Below are 25798 nucleotides of genomic sequence, written 5' to 3'. Positions count from 1 at the left end.
GCGGGGGGCGGTCCGGGGGCCGGCGGCCCGGACGGGCGAGGGGTGACGGCTTCCGCCGGGGCCGGTCCGAGGGCCGGCGGTTCGGACCGGCGCGGGGCCGTGGTCTCCGCCGGGGGCGGTCCGGGGGCCGGCGGCCCGGACGGGCGAGGGGTGACGGCTTCCGCCGGGGCCGGTCCGAGGGCCGGCGGTTCGGACCGGCGCGGGGCGGCGGTCTCCGCCGGGGGCGGTCCGGAGGCCGGGGGGTCGGACGGGCTCGCCGGGCTGGTCGCCGCGCTGGCGTTCCCCGAGCGCGTCGCCAGGCTCGACGGGGGGTCGTACCTCATGGCGTCCGGTACCCGGGCCGAGCTGTCCGCCGGGTCGGCCCTGCGCGACGCCCCCTGGATCGTCGTGGCCGTCGCCGACCGGCCCTCCGGCACGGGCCACGCGCGCGTGCTGCTCGGGGCGGCCCTGGACGAGGACGGGGCCCGGGCCGCCGCCGGGGCGCTGCTGACGGAGGGCGACGAGGTGCGCTGGGCCGGCGGGGACGTCGTGGCCCGGCACGTCGAACGGCTGGGCGCGATCGAGCTGGCCGTCCGCCCTCTGAGGGACGCCGACCCGGCACTCGTCCGCGCGGCCCTCCTCGACGGACTCCGGCAGGAGGGGCCGGGGTTGCTCCGCTGGACCGCGGACGCCGTGGTGCTGCGGCAGCGGCTGGCGTTCCTGCGCGCGCGCCTCGGGGAACCCTGGCCGGACGTCTCGGACACGGCCCTGCACGCGCGCGTGGACGAGTGGCTGGAACCCGAGCTGAGCCGCGCCCGGCGGCGGGCCGAGCTGGCCCGGATCGACGCCGGGCAGGCCCTCGGGCGGCTGCTCCCCTGGGCCGGCGGGGAGGCCGCCCGGCTGGACGAGCTGGCGCCCGAGCGGATCACCGTGCCGAGCGGGTCCAGGATCCGGATCGACTACCGGGACCCCGGGCGTCCGGTCCTGGCCGTCAAGCTCCAGGAGATGTTCGGCCTGCGGGAGACCCCGGCGGTGGCGGGCGTGCCGCTGCTCGTGCACCTCCTCTCCCCCGCCGGGCGCCCCGCCGCCGTCACGGCCGACCTCGCCTCCTTCTGGGCGGACGGGTACCGCGCCGTACGCGCCGAACTGCGCGGGCGGTACCCGAAGCACCCGTGGCCGGAGGATCCGGCGGCCGCCGAGCCCACCCGGCACACCAACGCCCGGCTCAGGCGCTGACCGGCTCGGGTTACGCGGGCCGGGCGGGCGCCGGGCCCGCGGGTGGCGGGTGCGGGCCTCCCGATGGTCGGTCGGTGACGTGACGGTTTCCTGACGAGGTGTCAGGTGCTGTGGCGACGGCCGGGCGCGATGAGAACCGCGGCGCGCGCACGAACGAGGGCGCCCTCCCCGCCGGAGCGGGGAGGGCGCCCTGTGCCGGTGCGTGGGCGTCAGGAGGCGTCCTTCGCCGGGGTGGAGGGGCTGGGGGACGGGCTCTGCGGGGCTTCCTCGGCGGCGGCGACCTCCAGCTCCACGGTGAGCGTGGCACCGCCCGCGGTGGTGAGGCGGAGCAGGTAGGTGCCGGTGGCCTCGTCGGCGTACAGCTTCGGCAGCGTGAGCAGGCCCTCGGCGTCGGTCCGGAGGCCGGTGAGCGTGCGGACGGGCTTGCCGTCGGCGTCCTTGAAGTAGGGGCCCTTGTCGTTCTCCGCGGCGTCCGCGGCGGACTTGACGAGGGTGGCGGTGGCCTCGACCTTGTCCGCGACGGCGCCCTTGTACGTCGCCTTCACCTGGACCTGGCCGGCGAACTCGCCCCCCGGGGTGCAGGTCAGCGGGGCGTCGCCGGTGCGGGCCAGGGTGTCGGCGGCGCGCGCGGTGACGCTCGCCGTGTAGTCGACGCCCTTGACCGAGCGGCCCACCACGGCCGCGGTCACCTTGAAGTCGCCGGTCTTCTCGCCGGCCTGGAGCGCCGGGGCGAGCGCGACGCCCTTGGCGTCGGTGGCGACCGTGGCCACGGTCTCGCCGCCGGTGAAGGTGGCGTCCGTGTCGCCGGTGATGGTGAAGCGGACCCTGATCTTGGCGACGGACTTGCCGGCCTTGGTCTCGGCGCGGGCGCCGATCCGCTCGGTGAAGGCGTCGCCGGCCATGGCCGTGAGCTGTTTCGTCCCCGCGTCCGCCAGGTGGTCGACCAGGTCGGTGTGGGTCGGCGGGGTCGGGGGCGTCGGCGGGGTCGGGGGCGTCGGCGGGACCGGCGGTTTGGGCGGCTTGGGGTCGGGGGTCTCGTGACCGCCGTTGCCCTTGCCGCCGTCGTCCTTTCCGCCCTTACCGCCGTCGCCCTTGCCGCTGTCACCCTTGCCGCTGTCGCCCTTGCCGCCGTCACCCTTACCGCTGTCGCCCTTGCCGTCTTCGTGCGACGGCTTGTGGGGCTTGGGGGCCGGCTCGGTCCTCGGCGGCGAGGGGATCGGAAACACCGTGCGGCCGGAGTCCTCGTCGCTGCGGTGCTCGGGCACGCCGCCGGTGCCGTCGGGGACGGTGTGGGTGCCCCTGCGGTAGTACTCCACCCAGTTCAGGACCAGGGCGAGGTAGTCCTGCGAGTTGTTGTAGCTGAGGATCGCCCGGTGCAGGCCCTCCTGCGTCGACATGTCCCAGCTGTTGCGGCACAGGTAGTGGCCCGCGGCGAGCGCGGCGTCGTAGATGTTGTTGGGGTCCTTCTCGCCGTCCCCGTTGCCGTCGCGGCCGGCCCAGGCCCAGGTCGACGGGATGAACTGCATGGGGCCGACGGCCTGGTCGTAGGAGCTGTTGCCGTCGTACGCGCCGTTGTCGGTGTCCGGGATGAGCGCGAAGCCGTTGCCGTCGAGCTGCGGGCCCAGGATCCGGTGCAGCGTGGTGCCGTCGGCGTCCACCTGGCCGCCGCGGGCCTGACCGGACTCCACGTTGCCGATGGCGGCGAGCAGTTGCCAGGGCAGATTGCAGCCGGGCTTGGCGGCGCGCAGTTCGGCGGCGGCCTTCCGGTACGCGTCCAGGACCGTCGCGGGAATGCCGGCGCCGGTCCTGCCCCCGGTGCCGGGGAGGGTGGAGCCGACGCTCGGCGAGGGGCCGGGCTCGGGGCTGCGCAGCGGCGGCAGGTCCGTGTAGTAGGGGGAGTTGCCGGTGGCGTTGCCACCGGCGTTGCCGTCGTCGCCGGGTACGGAGGCGGCGGCGCCGGCCGACGTCTGTCTGTCCTGGGGTTCCTCGCCGGTCGCTCCCGGAGCCTGGGACGCGGACAGAGCCGCGACCGCTGCCGCGGCCACGGCGGTCGTCGCCGCCCCCTTGCGCAGCCGCCTGCCGAAATGCGCCGCCATAGAGTGAACCCCTCCCATGGACGCCGGTGCGTCCCTCTGCGCTCGCTGTCCGCCTCGCTCAGGTGTGACGGTTGACCCGGTGTTCTGGTTGCCCCTGTTCCGCGTTTGGTCCGTGCGGCGTGCGCACGACCGTGCGCCCGCCACGGCGCCGCAGGCGACCCTACGACAACTTGCTGTGAGCGGGCACCCGTTGCCGCCCGGTTTTCACCGGTTGGCCGACTGTCGCCGGGACGCGTCCCCCGGAACGGCGTCACTCATACTGTGCGGGCCCGCACTCCGGCACCGAGGTCCGGCCCGCCGAACGCCTGGGAGGCTTCGATGCCGTTCACCCTCAGCCATGCGGCGGCCGTGCTGCCCGCGATCCGCCGGGACGGCAGCGGCCGGGGGCGCCTGGTGCCGTCGGTGCTCGTCGCGGGCTCCTTCGCGCCCGACCTGCCGTACTACTCGGCGGGCGTCCTGCACGGCGGGATGGAGTTCGGCGCGGTCACGCACGCGTTCACCGGGGTCGTCACGGTCGACGTGGCCATCGCCTGGGCGCTCGCGGGGCTGTGGCTGCTGGTCCGGGAGCCGTTGCTCGCGCTGCTGCCCCGGGCCCGGCAGGGCCGGCCCGCCGCCCTGTTGCGCTGCGGCGCGCCACGCGCGCGCGTGGGGGCCGCGTCGGTGGCCCGGTGGTACGGCTCCGCGGTGGCCGGGGCGCTCACCCATGTGGTGTGGGACGCGTTCACGCATCACGACCGGTGGGGGACGCGGCTCGTTCCGGCCATCGGGCGGTACCGCCCGGCGGGTGTGCCGCTGTTCACCTGGCTGCAGTACGGGTCGTCCCTGGCGGCGGCCGTGTTCCTGGTGGTGTTCGTGGTACGCGCGGTGCGCCGGGCGCCGGCCGGGCCGCCGGCGGGGGTGCCCGCGCTGTCCGGGCCGGACCGCTGGTGGGCGCTCGCGCTGATCGGCGGCTGCGCGCCGGTGGCGGCGGTGCAGCGGGCGGCACGGTGGCGGGAGCGGCGGGGCGCGGCCGGGCGGCCGTGGGAACTGGTGCCCACCCTGTGCTTCGGGGTGGGCGCCGGGCTGCTCCTGGGGTTGTCGCTGTACGCGGTGTGGGTCAGGGTCCGGCGTCCGGCCGGCGGTCCCGGTGATCCCGGGGATCGCGGTGGGGTGGCCGGTGAGGGCCGGGGGCGGGCGGCCGTCCGCTGAGGGAGGCGACGAACACCGTGAGGGTGGACCGGGGGCGGGATCTCGGCAGCAGGCTCAGGGTGAGGGCGAGATAGCCGCGGGCCAGGTCGGACCACTGGCGCCAGTCGGGCAGGCGGGCCGGACGGCCGGCGAGTGCGCGCCGCAGGTTCCTGGCGACGGCGCGGACGGACGTGGCCGGGTCGGCCGGGATGCGGACGGTGCTTGCGTCGGCCGCGAGGGCCGGGACCGGCGCTGGGGGCAGGGCCTGCGCCGAGGCGGTGACCGCCCGGACCCCGGTGACTGCCTCGGGCGTCCGGCGGTGAAGCATGCGTATACCCATGCCCGCAGTGTTGCGGCTGCGGGGGGTGCGGGGCACTTTGGCGGGAACCACGAGAGTGACGGTCCGCCCGGGGGTTCGGCCTGTTCCCACGGGTGGGTCAAGGCACCGCGGTGCCTGGTCCCGCCGCTCGGCTGCACGGCCGGGCACAAGCCCACCACCCGGCCCTACAGCCAGGTCCAGGGCCGCCGTCCGACTCGACGGCCGGACCTGGGCCCACCGCCCGGCTCCATGGCCGGGCACAAGCCCACCACCCGGCCCTACAGCCAGGCCCAAGGCCGCCGTCCGACTCGACGGCCGGACCTGGGCCCACCACCCGGCTCCATGGCCGGGCACAAGCCCACCACCCGGCCCTACACCCAGACCCAGGGCCCCGAGCCCGGCTCGGGGCGGTCGCCCGGCCCGCGCGGCATCTGCCGTGGGTGCGCTCGCGGTGGTCGGCTCCCGCCGCGCCGCGTCACCCCGCCGGCAGCGGCTCCCCGGGTCCTGCGGTGCGCCCGGTCGTGGTCACGGCGGTGGATCCGGCCGGGGGCCGTGCTGCCGGGTCGTGGCACCCGGGGCCGAGGCGGGGCACCCCGGCCCTCCGGGACGGCGGCACGACCGGCGCAGGCGGCCGCCTGCTCGACGGCGGCGGAGCAGGTGCGGGCGCCGCGACGCCCCTACCCGCTCCCCGCTGTCCCTCCACGACCCCGGGGGCCGGCTCAGTGCGCGGCCGACTCCCAGTCCGGGCCGACGCCCACCGAGACGTCCAGCGGGGCGTTCAGCCGTACCGCGCCCGCCATCTCGCGGCGGACGATCTCCTCCGTGGCCGCCCGCTCGCCGGGGGCGATCTCCAGGACGATTTCGTCGTGCACCTGGAGGAGCATGCGGGACTTGAGGTCCGCCTCCCGCAGCGCGCCGTCCACCTTGAGCATGGCGATCTTCACGATGTCCGCCGCCGTGCCCTGGATGGGTGCGTTGAGGGCCATCCGCTCGGCCGCCTCGCGGCGCTGGCGGTTGTCGCTGTTGAGGTCGGGGAGGTAGCGGCGGCGCCCGAACAGCGTCGCCGTGTAGCCCGTCGCCCGCGCCTCGTCGACCGCCCGGCGCAGGTAGTCCCGGACCCCGCCGAACCGCTCGAAGTACGCGTCCATCAGGGCGCGGGCCTCGCCCGCCTCGATGTTGAGCTGCTGGGAGAGGCCGAACGCGGACAGGCCGTAGGCGAGGCCGTACGACATGGCCTTGATCTTGCGGCGCATCTCCGCGTCCACCGCGCCCGGCTCCACGCCGAACACCTGGGAGGCGGCCGTGGTGTGCAGGTCCTCACCGGAGGTGAACGCCCGGATCAGGCCCTCGTCCTCCGACAGGTGGGCCATCACGCGCAGTTCGATCTGGCTGTAGTCCGCGGTCATCAGGGACTCGAAGCCCTCGCCGACCACGAAGCCGCGGCGGATCGCCCGGCCCTCGTCCGTGCGGACCGGGATGTTCTGGAGGTTCGGGTCCGTGGAGGACAGCCGGCCGGTCGCGGCCACCGTCTGGTTGAACGTGGTGTGGATACGGCCGTCGCCCGCGATGGTCTTGATCAGGCCCTCGACGGTGACCCGCAGCTTCGCCTGCTCGCGGTGCCGGAGCATGATCACCGGCAGTTCGTTGTCGGTGTGGGTGGCGAGCCAGGCGAGGGCGTCGGCGTCCGTGGTGTAGCCGGTCTTGGTCTTCTTCGTCTTCGGCAGGGCCAGCTCCTCGAAGAGGACCTGCTGGAGCTGCTTGGGCGAGCCGAGGTTGAACTCGTGGCCGGCCGCCGCGTGCGCCTCCTTCACGGCCTGCTGCACCGCGCCCGCGAACATCTGCTCCATCGCGTCCAGGTGCGTGCGGTCGGCCGCGATGCCGTGCCGCTCCATGCGGGCGAGCAGGACGGACGTCGGGAGCTCCACGTCCCGCAGGAGGTCGGCCGCGCCCACCTCCTCCAGGCGGGTCCGGAACGCCTCGCCGAGGTCGAGGACCGCGCGGGCCTGGACCATCAGGGCCTCGGCCTCGGCGCCGTCGTCCGCGCCGAAGGCCAGCTGGCCGTCGGCCGCGGCGGCGGGGCCCAGCTCCCGGTGCAGGTACTCCAGGGAGAGCGCGTCCAGGTCGAAGGAGCGGCGGCCCGGCTTGACCAGGTAGGCGGCGAGCGCGGTGTCCATGGCGACGCCGTCGACGGACCAGCCGTGCTCGGCGAGGACGCGCATGGCGCCCTTGGCGTTGTGCAGCACCTTGGGGCGGCCCGCGTCGGCCAGCCAGGCCGCGAACGCGTTCTCGTCGGCCTCGTCCAGCTCGGACGGGTCGAACCAGGCCGCCGCTCCCCCCTCGGCGGCGAGGGCGACCTCGGCGACCGAGCCGGTGCCCAGCGCCCAGGTGTCCACGGTGGCGACGCCCAGGGTCCCGGTGCCGTGCTCGGCGAGCCAGGGGGCCAGCTCGCCGGTGCCCAGGACGGTGCCGTCGATCTCGACGCCGTCGGCGGTGACCGGGGCGGCCTCGGCCTCCTCCGTGCCGGGGTCGACGGCGTAGAGGCGCTCGCGCAGCGAGGGGTTGCGGATCTCCAGGGTGTCCAGGACCGTCGCGACGGCCTTGCGGTCGTACGGGGCCCGCTCCAGGTCGGTGACCGCCTTCGGCAGCTCGACCTGCCGCTCCAGCTCGGTGAGCAGCCGGTTGAGCTTGACCGCCTCCAGGTGGTCGCGGAGGTTCTGCCCGGCCTTGCCCTTGACCTCGTCGACGCGCTCGACCAGCTCCGCGAAGGAGCCGAACTGGTTGATCCACTTCGCGGCGGTCTTCTCGCCGACGCCGGGGATGCCGGGGAGGTTGTCGGACGGGTCGCCGCGCAGGGCCGCGAAGTCCGGGTACTGGGCGGGCGTCAACCCGTACTTCTCGAGAACCTTCTCCGGGGTGAACCGGGTCAGCTCCGAGACGCCCTTCGTCGGGTAGAGCACGGTGGTGTTCTCGGTGACCAGCTGGAAGGAGTCGCGGTCGCCGGTGACGATCAGCACCTCGAAGCCCCCGGCCTCGGCCTGGGTGGCGAGGGTGGCGATGACGTCGTCCGCCTCGAAGCCCTCCACCGCGAAGCGCGGCGCGTGCATCGCGTCGAGCAGCTCGCCGATCAGCTCGACCTGGCCGCGGAACTCGTCCGGGGTCTTGGAACGGTTCGCCTTGTACTCGGTGAACCGCTCGGAGCGCCAGGTCTTGCGGGAGACGTCGAAGGCGACCGCGAAGTGCGTGGGCTCCTCGTCACGCAGGGTGTTGGCCAGCATCGACGCGAAGCCGTAGATCGCGTTCGTCGGCTGGCCGGTCGCGGTCGTGAAATTCTCCGCGGGCAGCGCGAAGAACGCGCGGTAGGCCAGCGAGTGCCCGTCCATGAGCATCAGCCGGGGACGGGTCCCGCCGGGGGTCTTGTCGGTCTGCTTCGGTGCTGTCTTCGCCACGTCCCCGATCCTGCCACGCCGCACCGACAGTGCGGGCCGCCCGCCCCGGGGCGATGTGAGCGCCGCCACGGCGGGCGCGGGCGCACGGCGAGGGGCGGCGCCGCAGCGGGGGAACCCGGCCGGGGAAGCGGGCGCCACGGGAAGGGGCCGGGGCTCGGCCGGGGAAGCCGCGGGAACGCGAGTGACGGAGGAGGCCCGCGAGGCCCGGGAAGCGCGGGAGGCGCCGGAGGCAGGACTGAGGCCGGCGGTGCCGTTCCCCCTCCCGACCGCCCGGCACGGTTGTCGGTGCCCCGTGGGAGGATCGTCGGCGTACTTCTCACACGCAGTCGAAGGGGAGCGTGCGATGGCGACGAAGCCGCCCAAGGGTGATCCGGTTCAGGACGCGCCGCAGGTCACGGAGCCGAAGCACGCCGCAGCGGGGCTGCCCGCCATCGGGCACACCCTGCGCGCCGCGCAGCGGCAGATGGGTGTCAGGCGCACCGCGCTGACCCTGCTGCGGGTGAACCAGAAGGACGGCTTCGACTGCCCCGGCTGCGCCTGGCCGGAGCCGGACCACCGGCACGCGGCGGAGTTCTGCGAGAACGGCGCCAAGGCGGTCGCCGAGGAGGCCACGCTGCGCCGGGTCACCCCCGAGTTCTTCGCCGCGCACTCCGTCGCGGACCTCTCCGGCCGCAGCGGCTACTGGCTGGGCCAGCAGGGCCGGCTCACGCACCCCATGTACCTGCCCGAGGGCGGCACGCACTACGAGCCGGTGTCCTGGGAGCGGGCCTTCGACATCGTCGCCGAGGAGATCGCCGCCCTCGGCTCGCCGGACGAGGCCCTCTTCTACACCTCGGGCCGGACCAGCAACGAGGCCGCCTTCCTGTACCAGCTCTTCGCGCGCGAGCTGGGCACGAACAACCTGCCGGACTGCTCGAACATGTGCCACGAGTCGTCCGGGTCGGCGCTCGGCGAGACCATCGGGGTCGGCAAGGGCAGCGTCCTGCTGGAGGACCTGTACCGGGCCGACCTGATCATCGTGGCCGGCCAGAACCCGGGCACGAACCACCCGCGCATGCTCTCCGCGCTGGAGAAGGCCAAGGCGAACGGCGCGAAGGTCATCAGCGTCAATCCGCTGCCCGAGGCGGGCCTGGAGCGCTTCAAGAACCCGCAGACCCCGCAGGGCCTCCTCAAGGGCGCCTCCCTCACCGACCTGTTCCTGCAGATCCGCATCGGCGGCGACCAGGCGCTGTTCCGGCTGCTCAACCGGCTGATCCTGGAGGCGGACGGCGCGGTCGACGAGGACTTCGTCCGCGAGCACACCCACGGCTTCGAGGAGTTCGCCGCCGCCGCGCGCGGCGCCGACTGGGACGAGACGCTCGCGGCGACCGGCCTCACGCGCGCGGAGATCGAGCGGGCCCTCGGCATGGTCCTCGCCTCCGAGCGGACCATCGTCTGCTGGGCCATGGGCCTCACCCAGCACAAGCACGCCGTCCCGACCATCCGCGAGGTGGTCAACTTCCTGCTGCTGCGCGGCAACATCGGCCGGCCGGGCGCGGGCGTCTGCCCGGTGCGCGGGCACAGCAACGTGCAGGGTGACCGCACCATGGGCATCTTCGAACGGCCCGCGCCGGCCTTCCTGGACGCCCTGGAGAAGGAGTTCGGGTTCGCGCCGCCGCGCGAGCACGGGCTCGACGTCGTACGGGCGATCCGCGCGCTGCGCGACGGCGAGGCGAAGGTCTTCTTCGCCATGGGCGGCAACTTCGTGTCCGCCTCGCCGGACACCGACGTCACCGAGGCGGCGATGCGCCGCGCACGGCTGACCGTGCACGTCTCGACCAAGCTGAACCGCTCCCACGTGGTCACGGGCGCGCGGGCGCTGATCCTGCCGACGCTGGGCCGCACCGAGCGCGATGTGCAGGAGTCCGGCGAGCAGTTCGTGACGGTGGAGGACTCCATGGGCATGGTGCACGCCTCCCGTGGCCGCCTGCGGCCGGCCGGTGCGTCGCTCCGGTCCGAGCCGGCCATCGTCTGCGGTCTGGCGCGCCGGGTGCTCGGCGAGCGCAGCGTGGTGCCGTGGGAGGAGTTCGCGAGGGACTACGCGGCCGTCCGGGACCGGATCGCGCGCGTGATCCCCGGTTTCGAGGACTTCAACGCGCGCGTGGCCCGGCCCGGCGGTTTCGCGCTGCCGCACGCCCCGCGCGACGAGCGCCGCTTCCCGACGGCCACGGGCAAGGCGAACTTCACGGCGGCGCCGGTGGAGTTCCCGGAACTGCCCGCGGGCCGGCTGCTGTTGCAGACCCTGCGCTCGCACGACCAGTACAACACCACGATCTACGGGCTGGACGACCGCTACCGGGGGGTCACGGGCGGGCGCCGGGTGGTGCTCGTGCACCCCGAGGACGCGCGGTCGCTCGGCGTCGCCGAGGGCGCGTACGTCGACCTGGTGAGCGAGTGGCGGGACGGGGTGGAGCGGCGGGCGCCCGGGTTCCGGGTCGTGCTGTACCCGACGGCACGCGGGTGCGCGGCCGCGTACTACCCGGAGACGAACGTGCTGGTGCCGCTGGACGCCACCGCCGACACCAGCAACACCCCGGCCAGCAAGTCCGTCGTCGTACGGCTGGAGGAGCACTCCGGGGGCCGTCTGGAACAATCGGCTGCCGACTGAGCGTTTGCTCAGCGACCTGGACGTGGACAAGGACGGAGCCGGCCCATGGGTGAGCAGCAGCGAGTGAAGTTCCCGCAGGAGGTCCTCGACGAGTACGCGGCGCTCGGTGTGGACCTGCCCGCCCTGTTCTCGGCCGGTCACCTGGGCACGCGGATGGGCGTGCAGATCGTGGAGGCGTCGGCGCTGAAGGTCGTCGGGACCATGCCGGTCGAGGGCAACACCCAGCCGTACGGCCTGCTGCACGGCGGCGCCTCCGCGGTGCTGGCGGAGACCCTGGGCTCGGTCGGCGCGATGCTGCACGGCGGCAGCTCGAAGATCGCGGTGGGCGTGGACCTGAACTGCACGCACCACCGCGGGGTCCGCTCGGGGCTGGTGACGGGCGTGGCCACGCCGGTGCACCGGGGCCGGTCGACGGCGACGTACGAGATCGTGATCAGCGACGAGGAGGGCCGCCGGGTCTGTTCCGCGCGGCTGACCTGCCTGCTGCGGGACGTGCGCCCGGGCGACGAGGCGCCGGTGGCGTCCACCGGAAGCTGATCCGCCGCCCGGGCGGGAGACAAGTCCCGTGTTCCGCCCGGGTGTTGCCCCTCGCCGCGCCTGCCCGTAGTTTCGGCGCATGGGACGGCGAGGAGGCCCCCTGCCGGGGGTGGGATTCCTGGCGCTCGCGCTGGCGTCGCTGTGCGCCGCGGCCGGCTGCGCCATCCCCGGGAACCCCGCCACCCCCTCCCGCGCCCCGGGCACCGCGGTCCCCTCCCGTTCCCCGGGACCCGCGTCCCCCGCCGGCTCCCCCGCGCCCGCCTCCGGCGCGGCCCTGTGCACGAGGCTCGTCGGACACTGGGCGCGCGAGGCGCTCGACGGCGGCACCTACGGGGACTACCAGTCGATGGGCCTGTCCCACGGGCAGTACGACATCCTCCGGGACGCGGTGGCCACCGGACGAGCCGTCGCACGACGCCGGGGGAGAGCCGAGGCACGCCTGGTGACGGACCGTCGGGTCCGTGCCGCCTGCACCGCCCGCTACCGCCGAGGGGGCCCGACCGGACACCCCTGGTCCTGAGCGGCGCGGTGGCGCCGGAGCCCGGCGTGGACACCCGCCTCCCCGACGAGCATGCCCCGCCGCACGGCTCGCGCCTCTCGTCCTACTGAGCGTGACATCGCGGCCGCCCGCCACCGTGACGTGCGTGACGCGGCCGTACGCGGCACTCTCCCCGACCACGGAACCCGCAATTCCGCTCCAGACAAAAGCCGGTTCGGCCCACAAGATCACGATAACGATGCACGTGCCGAAATGCGGGGAAGTCCCCCGGAACGCCGGATCCCTTTTCCCCGGCGTAACTGTGCGTAATGCGCACGCAATACGGGAGCGGATCCCCACTCCGGACCCACCCCCCGCGAGACCCCTCTTCCGGGCCCTGGAAGTCGCCCGTGGCAACGGGGATCCGTCATCAGCATAACCGCCGAGACGCCTGAAATGATCAAGGCCGGTCCTGCGGGTTCTCAGAATGCGGACGTCACGAATCCACCTGAATTCCGCCTTCCCACCCACGAAGTACCGCTGTGCATTACGTCGTGTCATAACAAGAGCGTCACAGCCTCGGTCAGACACTCCTCCACGTTGTCCACACACGCCTAGAGTCACGGCCAGTCACCGCGCCTTCGGATTGCCCAATTCAGCGCGGCGCGCGACTCGGCCGCTTCCACGGGGAGGCGGTTGTGCCTGGGGAAAGGACTGATCGTGCGTCAACGTTCGCTTATCGCCATCACCGCCGCGCTGGCGGCGGGAGCGCTCACCCTCACCGCCTGCGGCTCGCGCGACGGCGGCGACAAGAAGGACTCGGACTCCGCCGGCGGCGGCACCACCGTGGTCATCGGCGTCGACGCTCCTCTGACCGGCGACCTGTCCGCCATGGGCCTCGGCATCAAGAACTCGGCGGACCTCGCCACGAAGAACGCCAACAAGCAGAACTTCGTCAAGGGCGTCACCTTCAAGATCGAGGCACTCGACGACCAGGCGCAGCCGTCCGCCGGCCAGCAGAACGCCTCCAAGTTCGTCTCCGAGAAGGAGGTGCTCGGCGTCGTCGGCCCGCTGAACTCCTCGGTCGCCGAGTCGATGCAGAAGGTCTTCGACGACGCCAAGCTGGTCCAGGTCTCCCCCGCCAACACCGGCCCGGGCCTCACCCAGGGCCCCGACTGGCAGAACAAGAAGGTCCGCGGCTACAAGTCGTACTTCCGCACCGCGACCACGGACGCCATCCAGGGCCCGTTCGCCGCCCAGTACGTCTTCAACACCGTCAAGAAGAAGAAGGTCTTCGTCATCGACGACAAGAAGACCTACGGCTCCGGCCTCGCCGCGACCTTCACCGGCGAGTTCAAGAAGCTCGGCGGCACGGTGGTCGGCACCGAGCACATCAACCCCGACGCCAAGGACTTCTCCGCGGTCGCCACCAAGGTGAAGAACTCCGGTGCCGAGATCGTCTACTACGGCGGCGAGTACCCGCAGGCCGGCCCGCTCAGCAGGCAGATCAAGGCCGCCGGCGCCAAGATCCCGCTCATCGGCGGCGACGGCGTCAAGGACGACACGTTCATGAAGCTGGCGGGCTCCGAGGCCACCGGCGACCTCTCCACCTCCGTCGGCGCGCCGGTCGAGGACCTCCCCTCCGCCAAGCAGTTCGTCGCGGACTACAAGGCCGCCGGCTACAAGGAGGAGTACTCCGCCTACGGCGGTTACGCCTACGACTCCGCCTGGTCCGTCATCGAGGCCGTGAAGAAGGTCGTCGACGCCAACGGCGGCGAGCTGCCCTCCGACGCCCGCGCCAAGATCACCGAGGCCATGCAGGGCGTCTCCTTCGACGGTGTGACCGGCAAGGTCTCCTTCGACGAGTTCGGCGACGCGACCAACAAGCAGCTCACCGTGTACGCCGTGAAGAACGGTGCCTGGGTGCCCGTCAAGTCCGGTACCTACAACGGCTGACCCCAGCCCGCACCACGAGCCGCGCGGGGCGCTGTTCCACTGGCGCCCCGCGCGTGCGCGCATCCGGCCACATCCCTCGCACTTTCCGAACGCTCGGAGGACATGCGGTGAACGAACTGCCGCAGCAGCTGGTCAACGGCCTGCTACTAGGATCCATGTACGGGCTGGTCGCCATCGGCTACACAATGGTCTACGGCATCGTCCAGCTCATCAACTTCGCCCACGGCGAGATATTCATGACGGGAGCCTTCGGCGCGCTCACCGTCTGGCTCTGGCTCCCCGGCGGCACCAGCATGTGGATCGCGCTGCCGCTGATGATCGTCGGAGCCGTCGTCGTCGCGGTCGCCATCGCCGTCGGGGCGGAACGGTTCGCCTACCGCCCCCTGCGCACCGCGCCGCGCCTCGCGCCCCTCATCACGGCCATCGGCCTCTCCCTCGCGCTCCAGCAGGCCGTGTGGGCCTGGTACCCCGAGGCGAAGTCCGCGCGCACCTTTCCGCAGATCTCCGGCGGCCCGTTCGAGATCGGCAGCGTCACGATCCAGACCGGCGACATCTTCCTCGTCGTCGCGGCCCCCCTCAGCATGGCGATCCTCGCCTACTTCGTGATGAAGACCCGCACCGGCCGCGGCATGCAGGCCACCGCGCAGGACCCGGACACCGCCAAGCTGATGGGCGTCAACACCGACCGCATCATCGTGATCGCGTTCGCGCTCGGCGCCGCGTTCGCCGCGGTCGGCTCCGTCGCCTACGGCCTGAAGTACGGCGAGATCAACTTCCGCATGGGCTTCATCCTCGGCCTGAAGGCCTTCACCGCGGCCGTCCTCGGCGGCATCGGCAACATCTACGGCGCGATGATCGGCGGTGTGGTCCTGGGCGTGGCCGAGACCCTGGCCACCGCCTACATCTCCGACATTCCGGGCATGGACAAGTTCGGCAGCCAGTCCTGGGCCGACGTCTGGGCCTTCGTACTCCTCATCCTCGTACTGCTGTTCAGGCCACAGGGCCTGCTCGGCGAGCGCGTCGCGGACAGGGCGTGAGACCGATGACCACACAGACCACCGCACCCGAAACCCCCGGCGCCCACGAGGCCCCTGCCGGGACCGGCCTGCTCCCCCTGCCCCGCAAGGCGGCCCTCGCCCTCGCCCTCGGCGGCAGCGCGCTCACCATCGTCTCGACGTTCCTCGCCTGGACCTGGACCGCCGAGTTCCCCGGCGACCTCACCGTCTACGGCTACCCGGGCGGCCTCCAGGTCCTCGTCCTCGTCGGCGCGATCCTCGCCGCCCTGTTCGCGCTCACCGCCTACGGCGTCCGCGGCCTCGGCCGGCTCGCCCCCGCCGGCCCCGACGCCGCCCTGAAGTTCGCCACCCTGGCCACCTTCGCCACCGCCTGGTACACGGTCATCTCCATCAGCACCGAACTCGGCGGGGTCGTCAACCTCGAACCGGGCGGCTTCGTCGCCGCCGCCGGCAGCCTCGCCGCCCTGGCCGGTGCGCTCGCGCTGCCCTTCCGGCGGCCCGAGCCCGACCCGATCGACCCCGACGACACCGGCTGGGAGAAGTTCAAGCACGGCGCCGCCCACCAGTGGGAGACCACCAAGGCGGTCTTCACCGGCGGCTCGCCCCGCCCCGTGCCCGCGCTCCCCTCGTACGCCGAGATCCTGATCATCGTCGCGATGCTCGCCGTCGGCCTGATCGTCTTCACCTACGGCATCGGCACCGAGTACGACGAGCAGTTCATCGGCTTCCTGATCACCGCCGGCCTCTGCTTCGCCGCCCTCAACAAGGCCGGACTGATCGCCCACGCCTCGCAGATCGCCGCCCGGCACCAGAACATCACCATCTGCGGCGCCTTCGTCGCGGCGGTGCTGTTCCCCTTCACCCAGACCGACGACCAGTACGCGACCCTCGGCGTCTACATCCTGATCTTCGCCACCGTCGCCCTCGGCCTCAACATCGTCGTCGGCCTCGCCGGCCTCCTCGACCTCGGCTACGTCGCCTTCCTCGGCGTCGGCGCCTACGCCGCGGCCCTGGTCTCCGGCTCCCCCAGCTCGCCGTTCGACGTCCACTTCCCCTTCTGGGCCGCCGTCCTGGTCGGCGCCGCCGCCTCGCTCGTCTTCGGCGTGCTGATCGGCGCCCCGACACTGCGCCTGCGCGGCGACTACCTCGCCATCGTCACCCTCGGCTTCGGTGAGATCTTCCGCATCACCGCGAACAACCTCGACGGCACCTCCGGACCCGACCTCACCAACGGCTCCAACGGCGTCTCCTCGGTCCCCAACCTCGACGTGCTCGGCTTCGACTTCGGCGCCCAGCACGACATGGGCGGCTTCACCATCGGCCGCTTCGCCAACTACTTCTTCCTGATGCTGCTCATCACCGCCGTCGTGGTGCTGGTCTTCCGCCGCAGCGGCAACTCCCGCATCGGACGCGCCTGGGTGGCCATCCGCGAGGACGAGACCGCCGCCCTCGCCATGGGCATCAACGGCTTCCGGGTCAAGCTCATCGCCTTCGCCGTCGGCGCCTCGCTCGCCGGCCTCGCCGGCACCGTGCAGGCCCACGTCACCTACACCGTGACCCCCGAGCAGTACCTCTTCGCCGGACCCATCCCGCCCAACTCCGCCTTCCTGCTCGCCGCGGTCGTCCTCGGCGGCATGGGCACCATCAGCGGACCCCTGATCGGCGCGGCCCTGCTCTTCCTCATCCCCAACAAGCTCCAGTTCCTGGGCAACTACCAGCTCTTCGCCTTCGGCCTCGCGCTCATCCTGCTCATGCGCTTCCGCCCCGAGGGCCTCATCCCCAACCGGCGCCGCCAGCTCGAATTCCACGAAGACGCGGAAGCGCCCACCCTCCTGACGAAGGCGGGGGCCTGACCACCATGACCACCGACACCACCCCGAAGGACACCGCCGCGGCAGCCGTGCCCGGCGAGACCGTCCTCGACGCCCGCGGCGTGACCATGCGCTTCGGCGGCCTCACCGCCGTACGCGGCGTCGACCTCACCGTCAACGCCGGTGAGATCGTCGGCCTCATCGGCCCCAACGGCGCCGGCAAGACCACCTTCTTCAACTGCCTGACCGGCCTGTACGTCCCCACCGAGGGCGAGGTCCGGTACAAGGGCGACGTCCTGCCGCCCAAGTCCTTCAAGGTGACCGCCGCCGGCATCGCCCGCACCTTCCAGAACATCCGGCTCTTCGCCAACATGACCGTCCTGGAGAACGTCCTCGTCGGCCGCCACACCCGCACCAAGGAGGGCTTCTGGTCGGCCGTCCTGCGCGGCCCCGGCTTCCACCGGGCCGAGAAGGCCTCCCGGGACCGGGCCATGGAACTGCTGCGCTTCGTGGGCCTGGACCACAAGTCCGAGCACCTCGCCCGCAACCTGCCCTACGGCGAGCAGCGCAAGCTGGAGATCGCCCGCGCCCTCGCCAGCGAACCCGGCCTGCTCCTCCTCGACGAGCCGACCGCCGGCATGAACCCCCAGGAGACCCGCACCACCGAGGAACTGGTCTTCGCCATCCGCGACATGGGCATCGCCGTCCTCGTCATCGAGCACGACATGCGCTTCATCTTCAACCTGTGCGACCGCGTGGCCGTGCTCGTGCAGGGCCAGAAGCTGATCGAAGGCGACAGCGCCACCGTCCAGGGCGACGAACGCGTGATCGCGGCCTACCTCGGTGAGCCCTTCGAGAACGCCCCCGGCGCCGAGGAGGTCGCCGAGGTCGAGGCCGCCGAGGCGCACGCCGGAGCCCAGGCCGGACCGCCGGCCGCGACGGACGCCACCCCCGGCGGATCCGCCGGGACCACGCAGGACACCGCGCCCGGCGAGCCCGGCAAGGAGAACGACCGATGACCGCACTGCTCGAAGTCGAGGACCTGCGGGTCGCCTACGGCAAGATCGAGGCCGTCAAGGGCATATCCTTCAAGGTCGAGGCCGGCCAGGTGGTCACCCTCATCGGCACCAACGGCGCCGGCAAGACCACCACCCTGCGCACCCTGTCCGGACTGCTGAAGCCGGTCGGCGGCCAGATCAGGTTCGACGGCAGGTCGCTGAAGAAGATCCCGCCGCACCAGGTGGTCTCGCTGGGCCTCGCCCACTCCCCCGAGGGGCGGCACATCTTCCCGCGCATGAGCATCGAGGACAACCTGCGCCTCGGCGCGTTCCTGCGCAACGACAAGCCGGGCATCGAGAAGGACATCCAGCGCGCCTACGACCTCTTCCCCATCCTCGGGGAGCGCCGCAGGCAGGCCGCGGGCACCCTCTCGGGCGGTGAGCAGCAGATGCTGGCGATGGGCCGGGCCCTGATGTCCCAGCCGAAGCTGCTGATGCTGGACGAGCCGTCGATGGGCCTGTCGCCGATCATGATGCAGAAGATCATGGCGACCATCGCGGAGCTGAAGTCGCAGGGCATGACGATCCTGCTCATCGAGCAGAACGCGCAGGCGGCGCTCTCGCTGGCCGACCGGGGGCACGTCATGGAGGTCGGCAGCATCGTCCTGTCCGGCACCGGCCAGGACCTGCTGCACGACGAGTCGGTGCGGAAGGCGTACCTGGGCGAGGACTGACCCGGCGGACGGCCCGCCCGACGCGACGACGAGGCCCGCACCCCTCCACGGGGGCGCGGGCCTCGTCGCACGGTCACCCGGTCGTACAGGAGCCGGTCAGTCCTTCTTCGCCGACTTCTTCTCCTCGCTGTCGGCGATGACCGCCTCCGCGACCTGCTGCATCGACATGCGGCGGTCCATGGAGGTCTTCTGGATCCAGCGGAACGCGGCCGGCTCGGTCAGGCCGTACTCGGTCTGCAGCACGGACTTGGCGCGGTCGACCAGCTTGCGGGTCTCCAGCCGCTGGGAGAGGTCGGCGACCTCCTGCTCGAGCTGCTTCAGCTCGGTGAACCGGGAGACGGCCATCTCGATCGCCGGGACGACGTCGCTCTTGCTGAACGGCTTGACCAGGTAGGCCATGGCACCGGCGTCCCGGGCGCGCTCGACGAGGTCGCGCTGCGAGAAGGCGGTGAGCATGAGGACCGGCGCGATGGACTCCTCGGCGATCTTCTCCGCCGCGGAGATGCCGTCGAGCCGGGGCATCTTCACGTCCAGGATCACCAGGTCGGGCTTGTGCTCGCGGGCCAGCTCCACGGCCTGCTCACCGTCCCCGGCCTCGCCGACGACGGTGTACCCCTCCTCCTCCAGCATCTCTTTCAGGTCGAGCCGGATCAGTGCCTCGTCCTCGGCGATGACGACACGGGTCGTCAGCGGAGGCACGTGCGACTTGTCGTCGTCGGGCACGTCTACGGGCTGGGGCGACTCGGGGGTCACGGGGGCTCCTCGTTCAGGACAGGGGTACTGCTGACAAGAGCCTACCTAGCTACGGTATGGTGGACGCGCGGAGGGTCGGGGGAAACCTTGGATTCTGCGAGCCCCGGTAGCCCAATTGGCAGCAGGCAACGGATTCAAAACCCGTACAGTGTCGGTTCGAGTCCGACCCGGGGCACTTTTCCTCGGATTCCAAGGTCGCGACTTGCAAGCGGAGTATCACGTGCACGTGATCCTCCGCTTTTTGCTGCTCGCCTCGAACGATCGGACGGCCCCGTTCTACTCGGGTTCGTCGTCCTCGCCGATGTGGTGGACCCGGACCATGTTGGTGGAGCCGGAGACGCCGGGCGGGGAGCCCGCCGTGATGACCACGACGTCGCCCTTGCGGCAGCGGCCGTACTTCAGCAGCAGCTCGTCCACCTGGTCGACCATCGCGTCGGTGGAGTCGACGTGCGGGCCGAGGAAGGTCTCCGTGCCCCAGGTGAGGCTGAGCTGGGAGCGGGTGGCCGGCTCCGGGGTGAACGCCAGCAGGGGGATCGGCGAGCGGTAGCGGGAGAGCCGGCGGGCGGTGTCTCCCGACTGGGTGAACGCGACGAGGAACTTCGCGCCGAGGAAGTCGCCCATCTCGGCGGCGGCCCGGGCGACCGCGCCGCCCTGGGTGCGTGGCTTGTTCTGTTCGGTCAGCGGCGGCAGCCCCGTGGCCAGCATGTCCTCCTCGGCCGCCGCGACGATCTTCGCCATGGTGCGTACGGTCTCGATCGCGTACTTGCCGACGCTGGTCTCGCCGGAGAGCATCACCGCGTCCGTGCCGTCCAGGACCGCGTTGGCGACGTCGGAGGCCTCGGCGCGGGTGGGGCGGGAGTTCTCGATCATCGAGTCCAGCATCTGGGTGGCGACGATCACGGGCTTGGCGTTGCGCCTGGCCAGCTTGACCGCGCGCTTCTGGACGATGGGCACCTGCTCCAGCGGCATCTCGACGCCGAGGTCGCCGCGGGCGACCATCAGCCCGTCGAAGGCGGCCACGATGCCGTCGAGGTTCGCCACCGCCTGGGGCTTCTCGATCTTGGCGATCACGGGGAGGCGGCGGCCCTGCTCGGCCATGATGCGGTGGACGCCGGCCGCGTCGTCGCCGCTGCGGACGAAGGAGAGGGCGATCGCGTCGAACCCGGTGCGCAGCGCCCAGCGCAGGTCGTCCTCGTCCTTCACGGAGAGGGCGGGGACGGAGACGGCGACGCCGGGGAGGTTGAGGCCCTTGTGGTCGGAGACGACGCCGCCCTCGATCACCCGGGTGCGGACGGCGGGGCCGTCGACGGCGGTGACCTCCAGGCAGACCTTGCCGTCGTCCACGAGGATGCGCTCGCCGGGGGTGACGTCGGCGGCGAGGCCGGCGTAGGTGGTGCCGCACAGGTGGCGGTCGCCCTCGACGCCGTCCTCCACGGTGATGGTGAAGGTGTCGCCGCGTTCAAGGAGTACCGGTCCTTCGGCGAAACGGCCGAGCCGGATCTTCGGGCCTTGAAGGTCGGCGAGGATGCCGACGCTGCGGCCGGTCTCGTCGGCCGCCTTCCGTACGCGCTGGTACCGCTCCTCGTGCTCGGCGTGCGTGCCGTGGCTGAGGTTGAATCGGGCGACGTCCATTCCGGCGTCGACCAGTGCCTTGATCTGGTCGTACGAGTCGGTGGCGGGCCCCAGGGTACAGACGATCTTCGCTCGGCGCATGGGGTCGACCCTATGGCTTACCCACCGGTAGAGAATCCTGCCCGTATGACCACTCAACAACCTTCGGGTGAAGCCTTATTGACAAGTGTTGAATTGTGCGGCGACGCGCTCCGATGAGCGAAATCACCTGCCGTGGACCCTGGCGTCCTGAGTCATGTTCAGGTCAGAATCTACGCGCGTCGTCATCCGGCGCGCAGCGATCCCCGAGGAGCACGAGATGCCGTTGAACCGCCGCAAGTTCCTGAAGAAGTCCGCCGCCACCGGAGCGGGAGCGGCGCTCGCCGGCGCGGCGGCGGCTCCGGCGGCCGAGGCGGCGCAGGGCGGTGTGCCCGGGCGTCCCGTCAAGCGGTACTCGCTGACCGTCATGGGCACCACCGACCTGCACGGTCACGTCTTCAACTGGGACTACTTCAAGGACGCGGAGTACTCCGACAAGGCGGGCAACGCCATGGGGCTCTCGCGCGTCTCGACGCTGGTGAACCAGGTCCGCCGGGAGAAGGGCCGTGCGAACACCCTGCTGCTGGACGCGGGCGACACCATCCAGGGCACCCCGCTGACCTACTACTACGCCAAGGTCGACCCGATCACCGCCGAGGGCGGCCCGGTGCACCCGATGGCGCAGGCGATGAACGCGATCGGGTACGACGCGGCGGCGCTCGGCAACCACGAGTTCAACTACGGCATCGAGACGCTGCGGAAGTTCGAGGAGCAGCTCGACTTCCCGCTGCTCGCCGCCAACGCCGTGGACGCGAAGACGCTGCGGCCCGCCTTCGCGCCGTACTTCATGAAGACGTTCCACGTGCCGGGTGCCAAGCCGGTCAAGGTCGCCGTCCTCGGTCTGACCAACCCGGGCATCGCCATCTGGGACAAGGCGTACGTGCAGGGCAAGCTGGCGTTCCCGGGTCTGGAGGAGCAGGCCGCCAAGTGGGTGCCCAAGCTGAAGTCGATGGGTGCGGACGTGGTCGTCGTCTCGGCCCACTCGGGCACCTCGGGGACGTCGTCGTACGGTGACCAGGTGCCGTACCTGGAGAACGCGGCGGCCGAGGTCGCCCGCCGGGTGCCCGGGATCGACGCGATCCTGGTCGGCCACGCGCACCTGGAGATCCCGGAGCTGAAGGTCGTCAACGAGCAGACCGGCCGGACGGTCGTGCTCTCCGAGCCGCTGTGCTACGCCGAGCGGCTCACCCTCTTCGACATCGAGCTGGTGTTCGGCAAGGGCCGCTGGGAGGTGGAGTCCGTCTCCGCGTCGCTGCGCGACTCCAACACGGTCGCCGACGACCCGAAGATCACGAAGCTGCTGGCCGACGAGCACAAGAAGGTCGTCGCGTACGTCAACCAGGTCGTGGGCCGGGCCACCGAGACCCTGACCACCGTCGACGCCCGCTACAAGGACGCCCCGATCATCGATCTGATCACCAAGGTCCAGGAGGACGTGGTCAAGTCCGCGCTGGCGGGCACCGAGTACGCGGCGCTGCCGGTGCTGGCCCAGGCGTCGCCGTTCTCGCGGACCTCCGAGATCCCGGCCGGCGACGTCACCATCCGGGACCTGTCGAGCCTGTACGTGTACGACAACACGCTGGTCGCCAAGTTGATGACGGGCGCCCAGCTCCGCGCCTACCTGGAGTTCTCCGCGGAGTACTACGTCCGGACGGCCCCCGGCGCGGTGGTCGACGTGGAGAAGCTGACCAACGCCGCCAACCGCCCGGACTACAACTACGACTACGTCTCGGGCCTGGCGTACGACATCGACATCGCGCAGCCGGCAGGGTCGCGGATCAGGAACCTGACGTTCGCCGGGGCCCCGCTGGACGACAGCCGGCAGTTCGTGCTGGCGGTGAACAACTACCGCGCCAACGGCGGCGGCGCCTTCCCGTACGTGGCGACCGCCAAGGAGCTGTGGTCGGAGTCGACGGAGATCCGTACCCGGATCGCGGAGTGGGTGACGGCGAAGGGGGTGCTGGACCCGAAGGACTTCGCGTCCGTGGACTGGAAGCTGACGCGGAACGGCACGCCGGTCTTCTAGGTCCGCGGTGGGGGCGCCGGTGGTAACGGTCCAGGGGCCGTCACCGCCGGCGTTCTCCGTGCGGCACCGCGCTCAGATCTCCTCGACGAGCGGGGTGAGGGTCTTGGGGTGCCGGGCGGGCGGGACGCGCTCGGCGGGGTGCTCCAGGCCGAAGGAGGTGAAGGCGGTGCGGTGGGGCAGCGGGTACGGCTCCTTGCCGGTGACCGAGTTGAGGATGGTGGCGCTGCGCCAGGCGGCCAGGCCCAGGTCGGGGGCGCCGACGCCGTGGGTGTGCAGCTCTGCGTTCTGCACGTAGACCGAGCCGGTGACCGAGGGGTCCAGGACGAGGCGGAACTCCTCGTCGATGCGCGGGCGTTCACCGCTGTCGCGGCGGATGTAGGGGTCGAGGCCGGCGAGGATGCGGCCGAGGGGGCGTTCCCGGTAGCCGGTGGCGAGGACGACGGCGTCGGTGGTGAGCCGGGACCGGGTGTTCTGCCGGAGGTGCTCCAGGTGCAGCTCGATCCTGGTGGCGGCGATCCGGCCCGCGGTGCGGACGCGGACCCCGGGGGTGAGGACGGCGTCGGGCCAGCCGCCGTGCAGGGTGCGGCGGTAGAGCTCGTCGTGGATGGCGGCGAGGGTGCCGGCGTCGATGCCCTTGTGCAGTTGCCACTGGCCGGCGACCAGGCGGTCGCGGACGGGTTCGGCCAGGGCGTGGAAGTAGCGGGTGTAGTCGGGCGTGAAGTGTTCCAGGCCCAGCTTAGAGTACTCCATCGGCGCGAACGCCTCGGTGCGGCCGATCCAGTGCAGCTTCTCCCGGCCGGGCGGCCGGTGCCGGAGCAGGTCGAGGAAGACCTCGGCGCCGGACTGGCCGGAGCCGACCACGGTGACGTGTCCGGCGGCGAGGAGGGAGTCGCGGTGGCCCAGGTAGTCGGCGGCGTGGATGACGGGCACGCCGGGCGCGTCCACGAGGGGTCCCAGCGGGTCGGGCACGTGGGGGGCGGTGCCGATGCCGAGGACGATGTTGCGGGTGTAGGTGCGGCCGAGGGCTTCCGCCTCGCCGTCGGCGTCGAGCCGGGTGTGGTCGACCTCGAAGGCGTCCCGTTCGGGGTTCCAGCGGACGGCGTCGACCTGGTGGCGGAAGCGAAGCCCGGGGAGCGCCCCGGCGACCCAGCGGCAGTAGGCGTCGTACTCGGCGCGCTGGATGTGGAAGCGTTCGGCGAAGTAGAAGGGGAAGAGCCGTTCGCGGGTCCGGAGGTAGCTGAGGAAGCTCCAGCGGTTGGTGGGGTCGACGAGGGTCACGAGGTCGGCGAGGAAGGGCACTTGGAGCGTGGTGCCCTCGATGAGCAGTCCGGGGTGCCAGTCGAAGCCGGGGCGCTGTTCGTAGAAGACGGTGTCGAGTTCGGCGAGCGGGTGGGCGAGGGCGGCCAGGGAGAGGTTGCAGGGGCCGATGCCGATGCCGACGAGGTCGCGTGGGGGCTCCGGCTCGTGGCGTTGGGGGTGGGTCATGCGGGGGTGCTTCCTTCGACGAGTTTGAGCAGGTGGGCCAGGTCGTCCGGCCGGGTGTGGGGGTTGAGGACGGTGACCTTGAGCCAGAGCCGGCCGTCGGGCCGGGCGCGGCCGAGGACGGCCCGGCCCTCGTGCAGCAGCCGTCGGCGTACGGCGGCCACGGCGGTGTCGTCGGCGTCGGCGGGCCGGAACAGCACGGTGCTGATGGCGGGCCGGCCGTACAGCTCGAAGCCGGGGTGCTCGCGGATGAGGGCGGCGAACTCGGCGGCCCGGGCGCACACCTGGTCGACCAGGGCGCCGAGGCCGGCGCGGCCCAGTGTCCTCAGCGTGACGGCGATCTTCAGGACGTCGGGCCTGCGGGTGGTGCGCAGGGAGCGGCCGAGCAGGTCGGGGAGGCCGGCGTCGGTGTCGTCGTCGGCGTTGAGGTAGTCCGCGCGCTGGTGGAGTGCGGCCAGTTCGCCGGGGCGGGCGACGGCGAGGAGGCCGGCGGCGACCGGTTGCCAGCCGAGTTTGTGCAGGTCGAGGGTGACGGTGTGGGCGGCTTCGAGTCCGGCGAGCCGGTCCCGGTGGCGGTCGCTGAAGAGGAGGCCCGCGCCGTAGGCGGCGTCGACGTGCAGGCGGGCGCCGTGGGCTGCGCACAGCCGGGCGGTCTCGGGCAGCGGGTCGACGAGGCCGGCATCGGTGGTGCCGGCGGTGGCGGCGACCAGCACCGGTCCGGCGAGGGCGGTGAGGGCTGCGTCGAGGGCGGCCGGGTCCAGGGTGCCGCCCGGGGCGGGGACGACGACCGGGTCGGGCAGGCCGAGCAGCCAGGCGGCGCGGGGCAGCGAGTGGTGGGCGTTGGCGCCGCACACGAGGCGGACGCCGGGCCCGTGGGCCTCGCGGGCGAGCAGCAGGGCGAGCTGGTTGGACTCGGTGCCTCCGGTGGTGACGAGGGCCTCGGCGAGTCCCGCCGCGCGGGCGAGGGCGCGGGTGACCGCGGCTTCGAGGGCGGAGGCGGCCGGGGCCTGGTCCCAGGAGTCCAGCGAGGGGTTGAGCGCGCTGGCGGCGAGGTCGGCCGCGGCGGCCACGGCGAGGGGCGGGCAGTGCAGGTGGGCGGCGCAGAGCGGGTCGGCGGGGTCGGCGGCGCCCGCGGCGAGGGCCCGCACGAGGGTGCGCAGGGCGTCCGGGTCGCCGGTGTCGGGGAGCACGTCCCCGAGGGCGTGGGCGAGGCGCGCGGTGACGGCCTCCGGCCCGCCGGCGGGCAGCGGGCCGCCGCGCTCGTCGGCGCCGGCCGCGAGTGCGTCGAGGACGGTGGCGACGAGCGGGCGCAGGGCGTCGGGGCCGCCGGGGCCCGAGGCGAGCGGCGGCGTGCTCGTGGGCTCTCCTCCGCTCATGGCACTCCTCCGGGGCGCGGGAGGCCCCGGT

Annotated in this window: 17 protein-coding genes and 1 tRNA gene; 12 read left to right on the top strand and 6 right to left on the bottom strand. The window is 72.5% G+C overall.

Annotation, left to right across the window (positions count from 1 at the left end; genetic code table 11):
- Window positions 1-1215, top strand: a 1215-nt coding sequence (locus ACZ4K2_RS29335) for an ATP-dependent helicase C-terminal domain-containing protein (RefSeq protein ID WP_467769981.1), incomplete at its 5' end; no start/stop codon positions are given.
- A 209-nt stretch (window positions 1216-1424) separates the two neighbouring features.
- Here the strand turns inward: ACZ4K2_RS29335 and ACZ4K2_RS29330 are convergent.
- Window positions 1425-3311 carry a lytic transglycosylase domain-containing protein gene (locus ACZ4K2_RS29330; RefSeq protein WP_467469578.1) on the bottom strand — a complete coding sequence of 629 codons (1887 nt, stop codon included), beginning with the start codon at window positions 3309-3311 and terminating at the stop codon, window positions 1425-1427.
- Window positions 3312-3629: 318 nt separating this feature from the next.
- On the opposite strand from ACZ4K2_RS29330, the gene ACZ4K2_RS29325 reads away from it, so the two are divergent.
- Window positions 3630-4499: a DUF4184 family protein gene (locus ACZ4K2_RS29325; protein WP_467469576.1), complete on the top strand. Its 870-nt coding sequence runs from the start codon at window positions 3630-3632 to the stop codon at window positions 4497-4499.
- Between the two features lie 1017 nt (window positions 4500-5516).
- On the opposite strand, the gene polA is transcribed toward ACZ4K2_RS29325, so the two are convergent.
- Entirely contained in the window at window positions 5517-8243 is a 2727-nt protein-coding gene (gene polA, locus ACZ4K2_RS29320) for a DNA polymerase I (protein ID WP_467469574.1), read from the bottom strand.
- 343 nt (window positions 8244-8586) lie between these two features.
- On the opposite strand from polA, the gene ACZ4K2_RS29315 reads away from it, so the two are divergent.
- From ACZ4K2_RS29315 to ACZ4K2_RS29280, 8 genes are all read left to right on the top strand, one after another.
- Window positions 8587-10890, top strand: coding sequence for an FdhF/YdeP family oxidoreductase (locus tag ACZ4K2_RS29315; protein WP_467469572.1), 2304 nt, complete (start codon window positions 8587-8589; stop codon window positions 10888-10890).
- A gap of 45 nt (window positions 10891-10935) precedes the next feature.
- Window positions 10936-11427, top strand: coding sequence for a hotdog fold thioesterase (locus ACZ4K2_RS29310; RefSeq protein ID WP_467469570.1), 492 nt, complete (start codon window positions 10936-10938; stop codon window positions 11425-11427).
- Window positions 11428-11506: 79 nt separating this feature from the next.
- On the top strand, window positions 11507-11947 hold the full coding sequence (locus ACZ4K2_RS29305; protein WP_467469568.1) for a hypothetical protein: 441 nt from the start codon (window positions 11507-11509) through the stop codon (window positions 11945-11947).
- A gap of 678 nt (window positions 11948-12625) precedes the next feature.
- Window positions 12626-13861 carry a branched-chain amino acid ABC transporter substrate-binding protein gene (locus ACZ4K2_RS29300; RefSeq protein ID WP_467469566.1) on the top strand — a complete coding sequence of 412 codons (1236 nt, stop codon included), beginning with the start codon at window positions 12626-12628 and terminating at the stop codon, window positions 13859-13861.
- Between the two features lie 107 nt (window positions 13862-13968).
- Window positions 13969-14898, top strand: a complete 930-nt coding sequence (locus tag ACZ4K2_RS29295) for a branched-chain amino acid ABC transporter permease (protein WP_467469564.1) — start codon at window positions 13969-13971, stop codon at window positions 14896-14898.
- 5 nt (window positions 14899-14903) lie between these two features.
- Window positions 14904-16730 (top strand): branched-chain amino acid ABC transporter permease, encoded by a 1827-nt coding sequence (locus ACZ4K2_RS29290; protein ID WP_467469562.1) that lies wholly within the window; start codon window positions 14904-14906, stop codon window positions 16728-16730.
- A gap of 5 nt (window positions 16731-16735) precedes the next feature.
- The gene (locus ACZ4K2_RS29285) at window positions 16736-17707 is read left to right on the top strand and encodes an ABC transporter ATP-binding protein (RefSeq protein WP_467469560.1); all 972 of its coding nucleotides are present in this window, start codon (window positions 16736-16738) and stop codon (window positions 17705-17707) included.
- Window positions 17704-18420, top strand: coding sequence for an ABC transporter ATP-binding protein (locus tag ACZ4K2_RS29280; protein ID WP_467469558.1), 717 nt, complete (start codon window positions 17704-17706; stop codon window positions 18418-18420). Before ACZ4K2_RS29285 ends, ACZ4K2_RS29280 begins: the two co-directional genes overlap by 4 nt.
- 96 nt (window positions 18421-18516) lie before the next feature.
- Here the strand turns inward: ACZ4K2_RS29280 and ACZ4K2_RS29275 are convergent, their stop codons facing one another.
- Complete coding sequence (locus ACZ4K2_RS29275; RefSeq protein WP_467469557.1) at window positions 18517-19173, bottom strand: ANTAR domain-containing response regulator; 657 nt, start codon at window positions 19171-19173, stop codon at window positions 18517-18519.
- A 100-nt stretch (window positions 19174-19273) separates the two neighbouring features.
- Here ACZ4K2_RS29275 and ACZ4K2_RS29270 point away from each other — a divergent pair.
- Window positions 19274-19348 (top strand) — tRNA-Leu (locus tag ACZ4K2_RS29270).
- 101 nt (window positions 19349-19449) lie between these two features.
- Here ACZ4K2_RS29270 and pyk read toward each other — a convergent pair.
- Window positions 19450-20886 (bottom strand): pyruvate kinase, encoded by a 1437-nt coding sequence (pyk, locus tag ACZ4K2_RS29265; RefSeq protein WP_467469555.1) that lies wholly within the window; start codon window positions 20884-20886, stop codon window positions 19450-19452.
- A 217-nt stretch (window positions 20887-21103) separates the two neighbouring features.
- On the opposite strand from pyk, the gene ACZ4K2_RS29260 reads away from it, so the two are divergent.
- A complete protein-coding gene (locus ACZ4K2_RS29260; RefSeq protein WP_467469553.1) occupies window positions 21104-22909 on the top strand; it encodes a bifunctional metallophosphatase/5'-nucleotidase in 1806 nt (601 codons plus the stop codon).
- A 72-nt stretch (window positions 22910-22981) separates the two neighbouring features.
- Here the strand turns inward: ACZ4K2_RS29260 and ACZ4K2_RS29255 are convergent, their stop codons facing one another.
- Complete coding sequence (locus ACZ4K2_RS29255) at window positions 22982-24394, bottom strand: lysine N(6)-hydroxylase/L-ornithine N(5)-oxygenase family protein (protein ID WP_467469551.1); 1413 nt, start codon at window positions 24392-24394, stop codon at window positions 22982-22984.
- On the bottom strand, window positions 24391-25767 hold the full coding sequence (locus ACZ4K2_RS29250; RefSeq protein WP_467469549.1) for a pyridoxal phosphate-dependent decarboxylase family protein: 1377 nt from the start codon (window positions 25765-25767) through the stop codon (window positions 24391-24393). The genes ACZ4K2_RS29255 and ACZ4K2_RS29250 overlap by 4 nt, the downstream gene beginning before the upstream one ends.
- Window positions 25768-25798 lie beyond the last annotated feature (31 nt).

The sequence above is a fragment of the Streptomyces sp. NPDC025833 genome, assembly GCF_055558055.1.
This window is presented reverse-complemented; position numbering and strand designations above follow the sequence as displayed.

What these genes read in the sequence shown, in the direction of transcription:
- ACZ4K2_RS29280 (WP_467469558.1), top strand. Translation starts at nt 17,704, where the DNA reads ATGACCGCACTGCTCGAAGTCGAGGACCTGCGGGTCGCCTACGGCAAG.
- ACZ4K2_RS29330 (WP_467469578.1), bottom strand. Translation starts at nt 3,311, where the DNA reads ATGGCGGCGCATTTCGGCAGGCGGCTGCGCAAGGGGGCGGCGACGACC.
- ACZ4K2_RS29250 (WP_467469549.1), bottom strand. Translation starts at nt 25,767, where the DNA reads ATGAGCGGAGGAGAGCCCACGAGCACGCCGCCGCTCGCCTCGGGCCCC.
- ACZ4K2_RS29310 (WP_467469570.1), top strand. Translation starts at nt 10,936, where the DNA reads ATGGGTGAGCAGCAGCGAGTGAAGTTCCCGCAGGAGGTCCTCGACGAG.
- ACZ4K2_RS29290 (WP_467469562.1), top strand. Translation starts at nt 14,904, where the DNA reads ATGACCACACAGACCACCGCACCCGAAACCCCCGGCGCCCACGAGGCC.
- ACZ4K2_RS29325 (WP_467469576.1), top strand. Translation starts at nt 3,630, where the DNA reads ATGCCGTTCACCCTCAGCCATGCGGCGGCCGTGCTGCCCGCGATCCGC.
- pyk (WP_467469555.1), bottom strand. Translation starts at nt 20,886, where the DNA reads ATGCGCCGAGCGAAGATCGTCTGTACCCTGGGGCCCGCCACCGACTCG.
- ACZ4K2_RS29305 (WP_467469568.1), top strand. Translation starts at nt 11,507, where the DNA reads ATGGGACGGCGAGGAGGCCCCCTGCCGGGGGTGGGATTCCTGGCGCTC.
- ACZ4K2_RS29315 (WP_467469572.1), top strand. Translation starts at nt 8,587, where the DNA reads ATGGCGACGAAGCCGCCCAAGGGTGATCCGGTTCAGGACGCGCCGCAG.
- ACZ4K2_RS29255 (WP_467469551.1), bottom strand. Translation starts at nt 24,394, where the DNA reads ATGACCCACCCCCAACGCCACGAGCCGGAGCCCCCACGCGACCTCGTC.
- ACZ4K2_RS29260 (WP_467469553.1), top strand. Translation starts at nt 21,104, where the DNA reads ATGCCGTTGAACCGCCGCAAGTTCCTGAAGAAGTCCGCCGCCACCGGA.
- ACZ4K2_RS29285 (WP_467469560.1), top strand. Translation starts at nt 16,736, where the DNA reads ATGACCACCGACACCACCCCGAAGGACACCGCCGCGGCAGCCGTGCCC.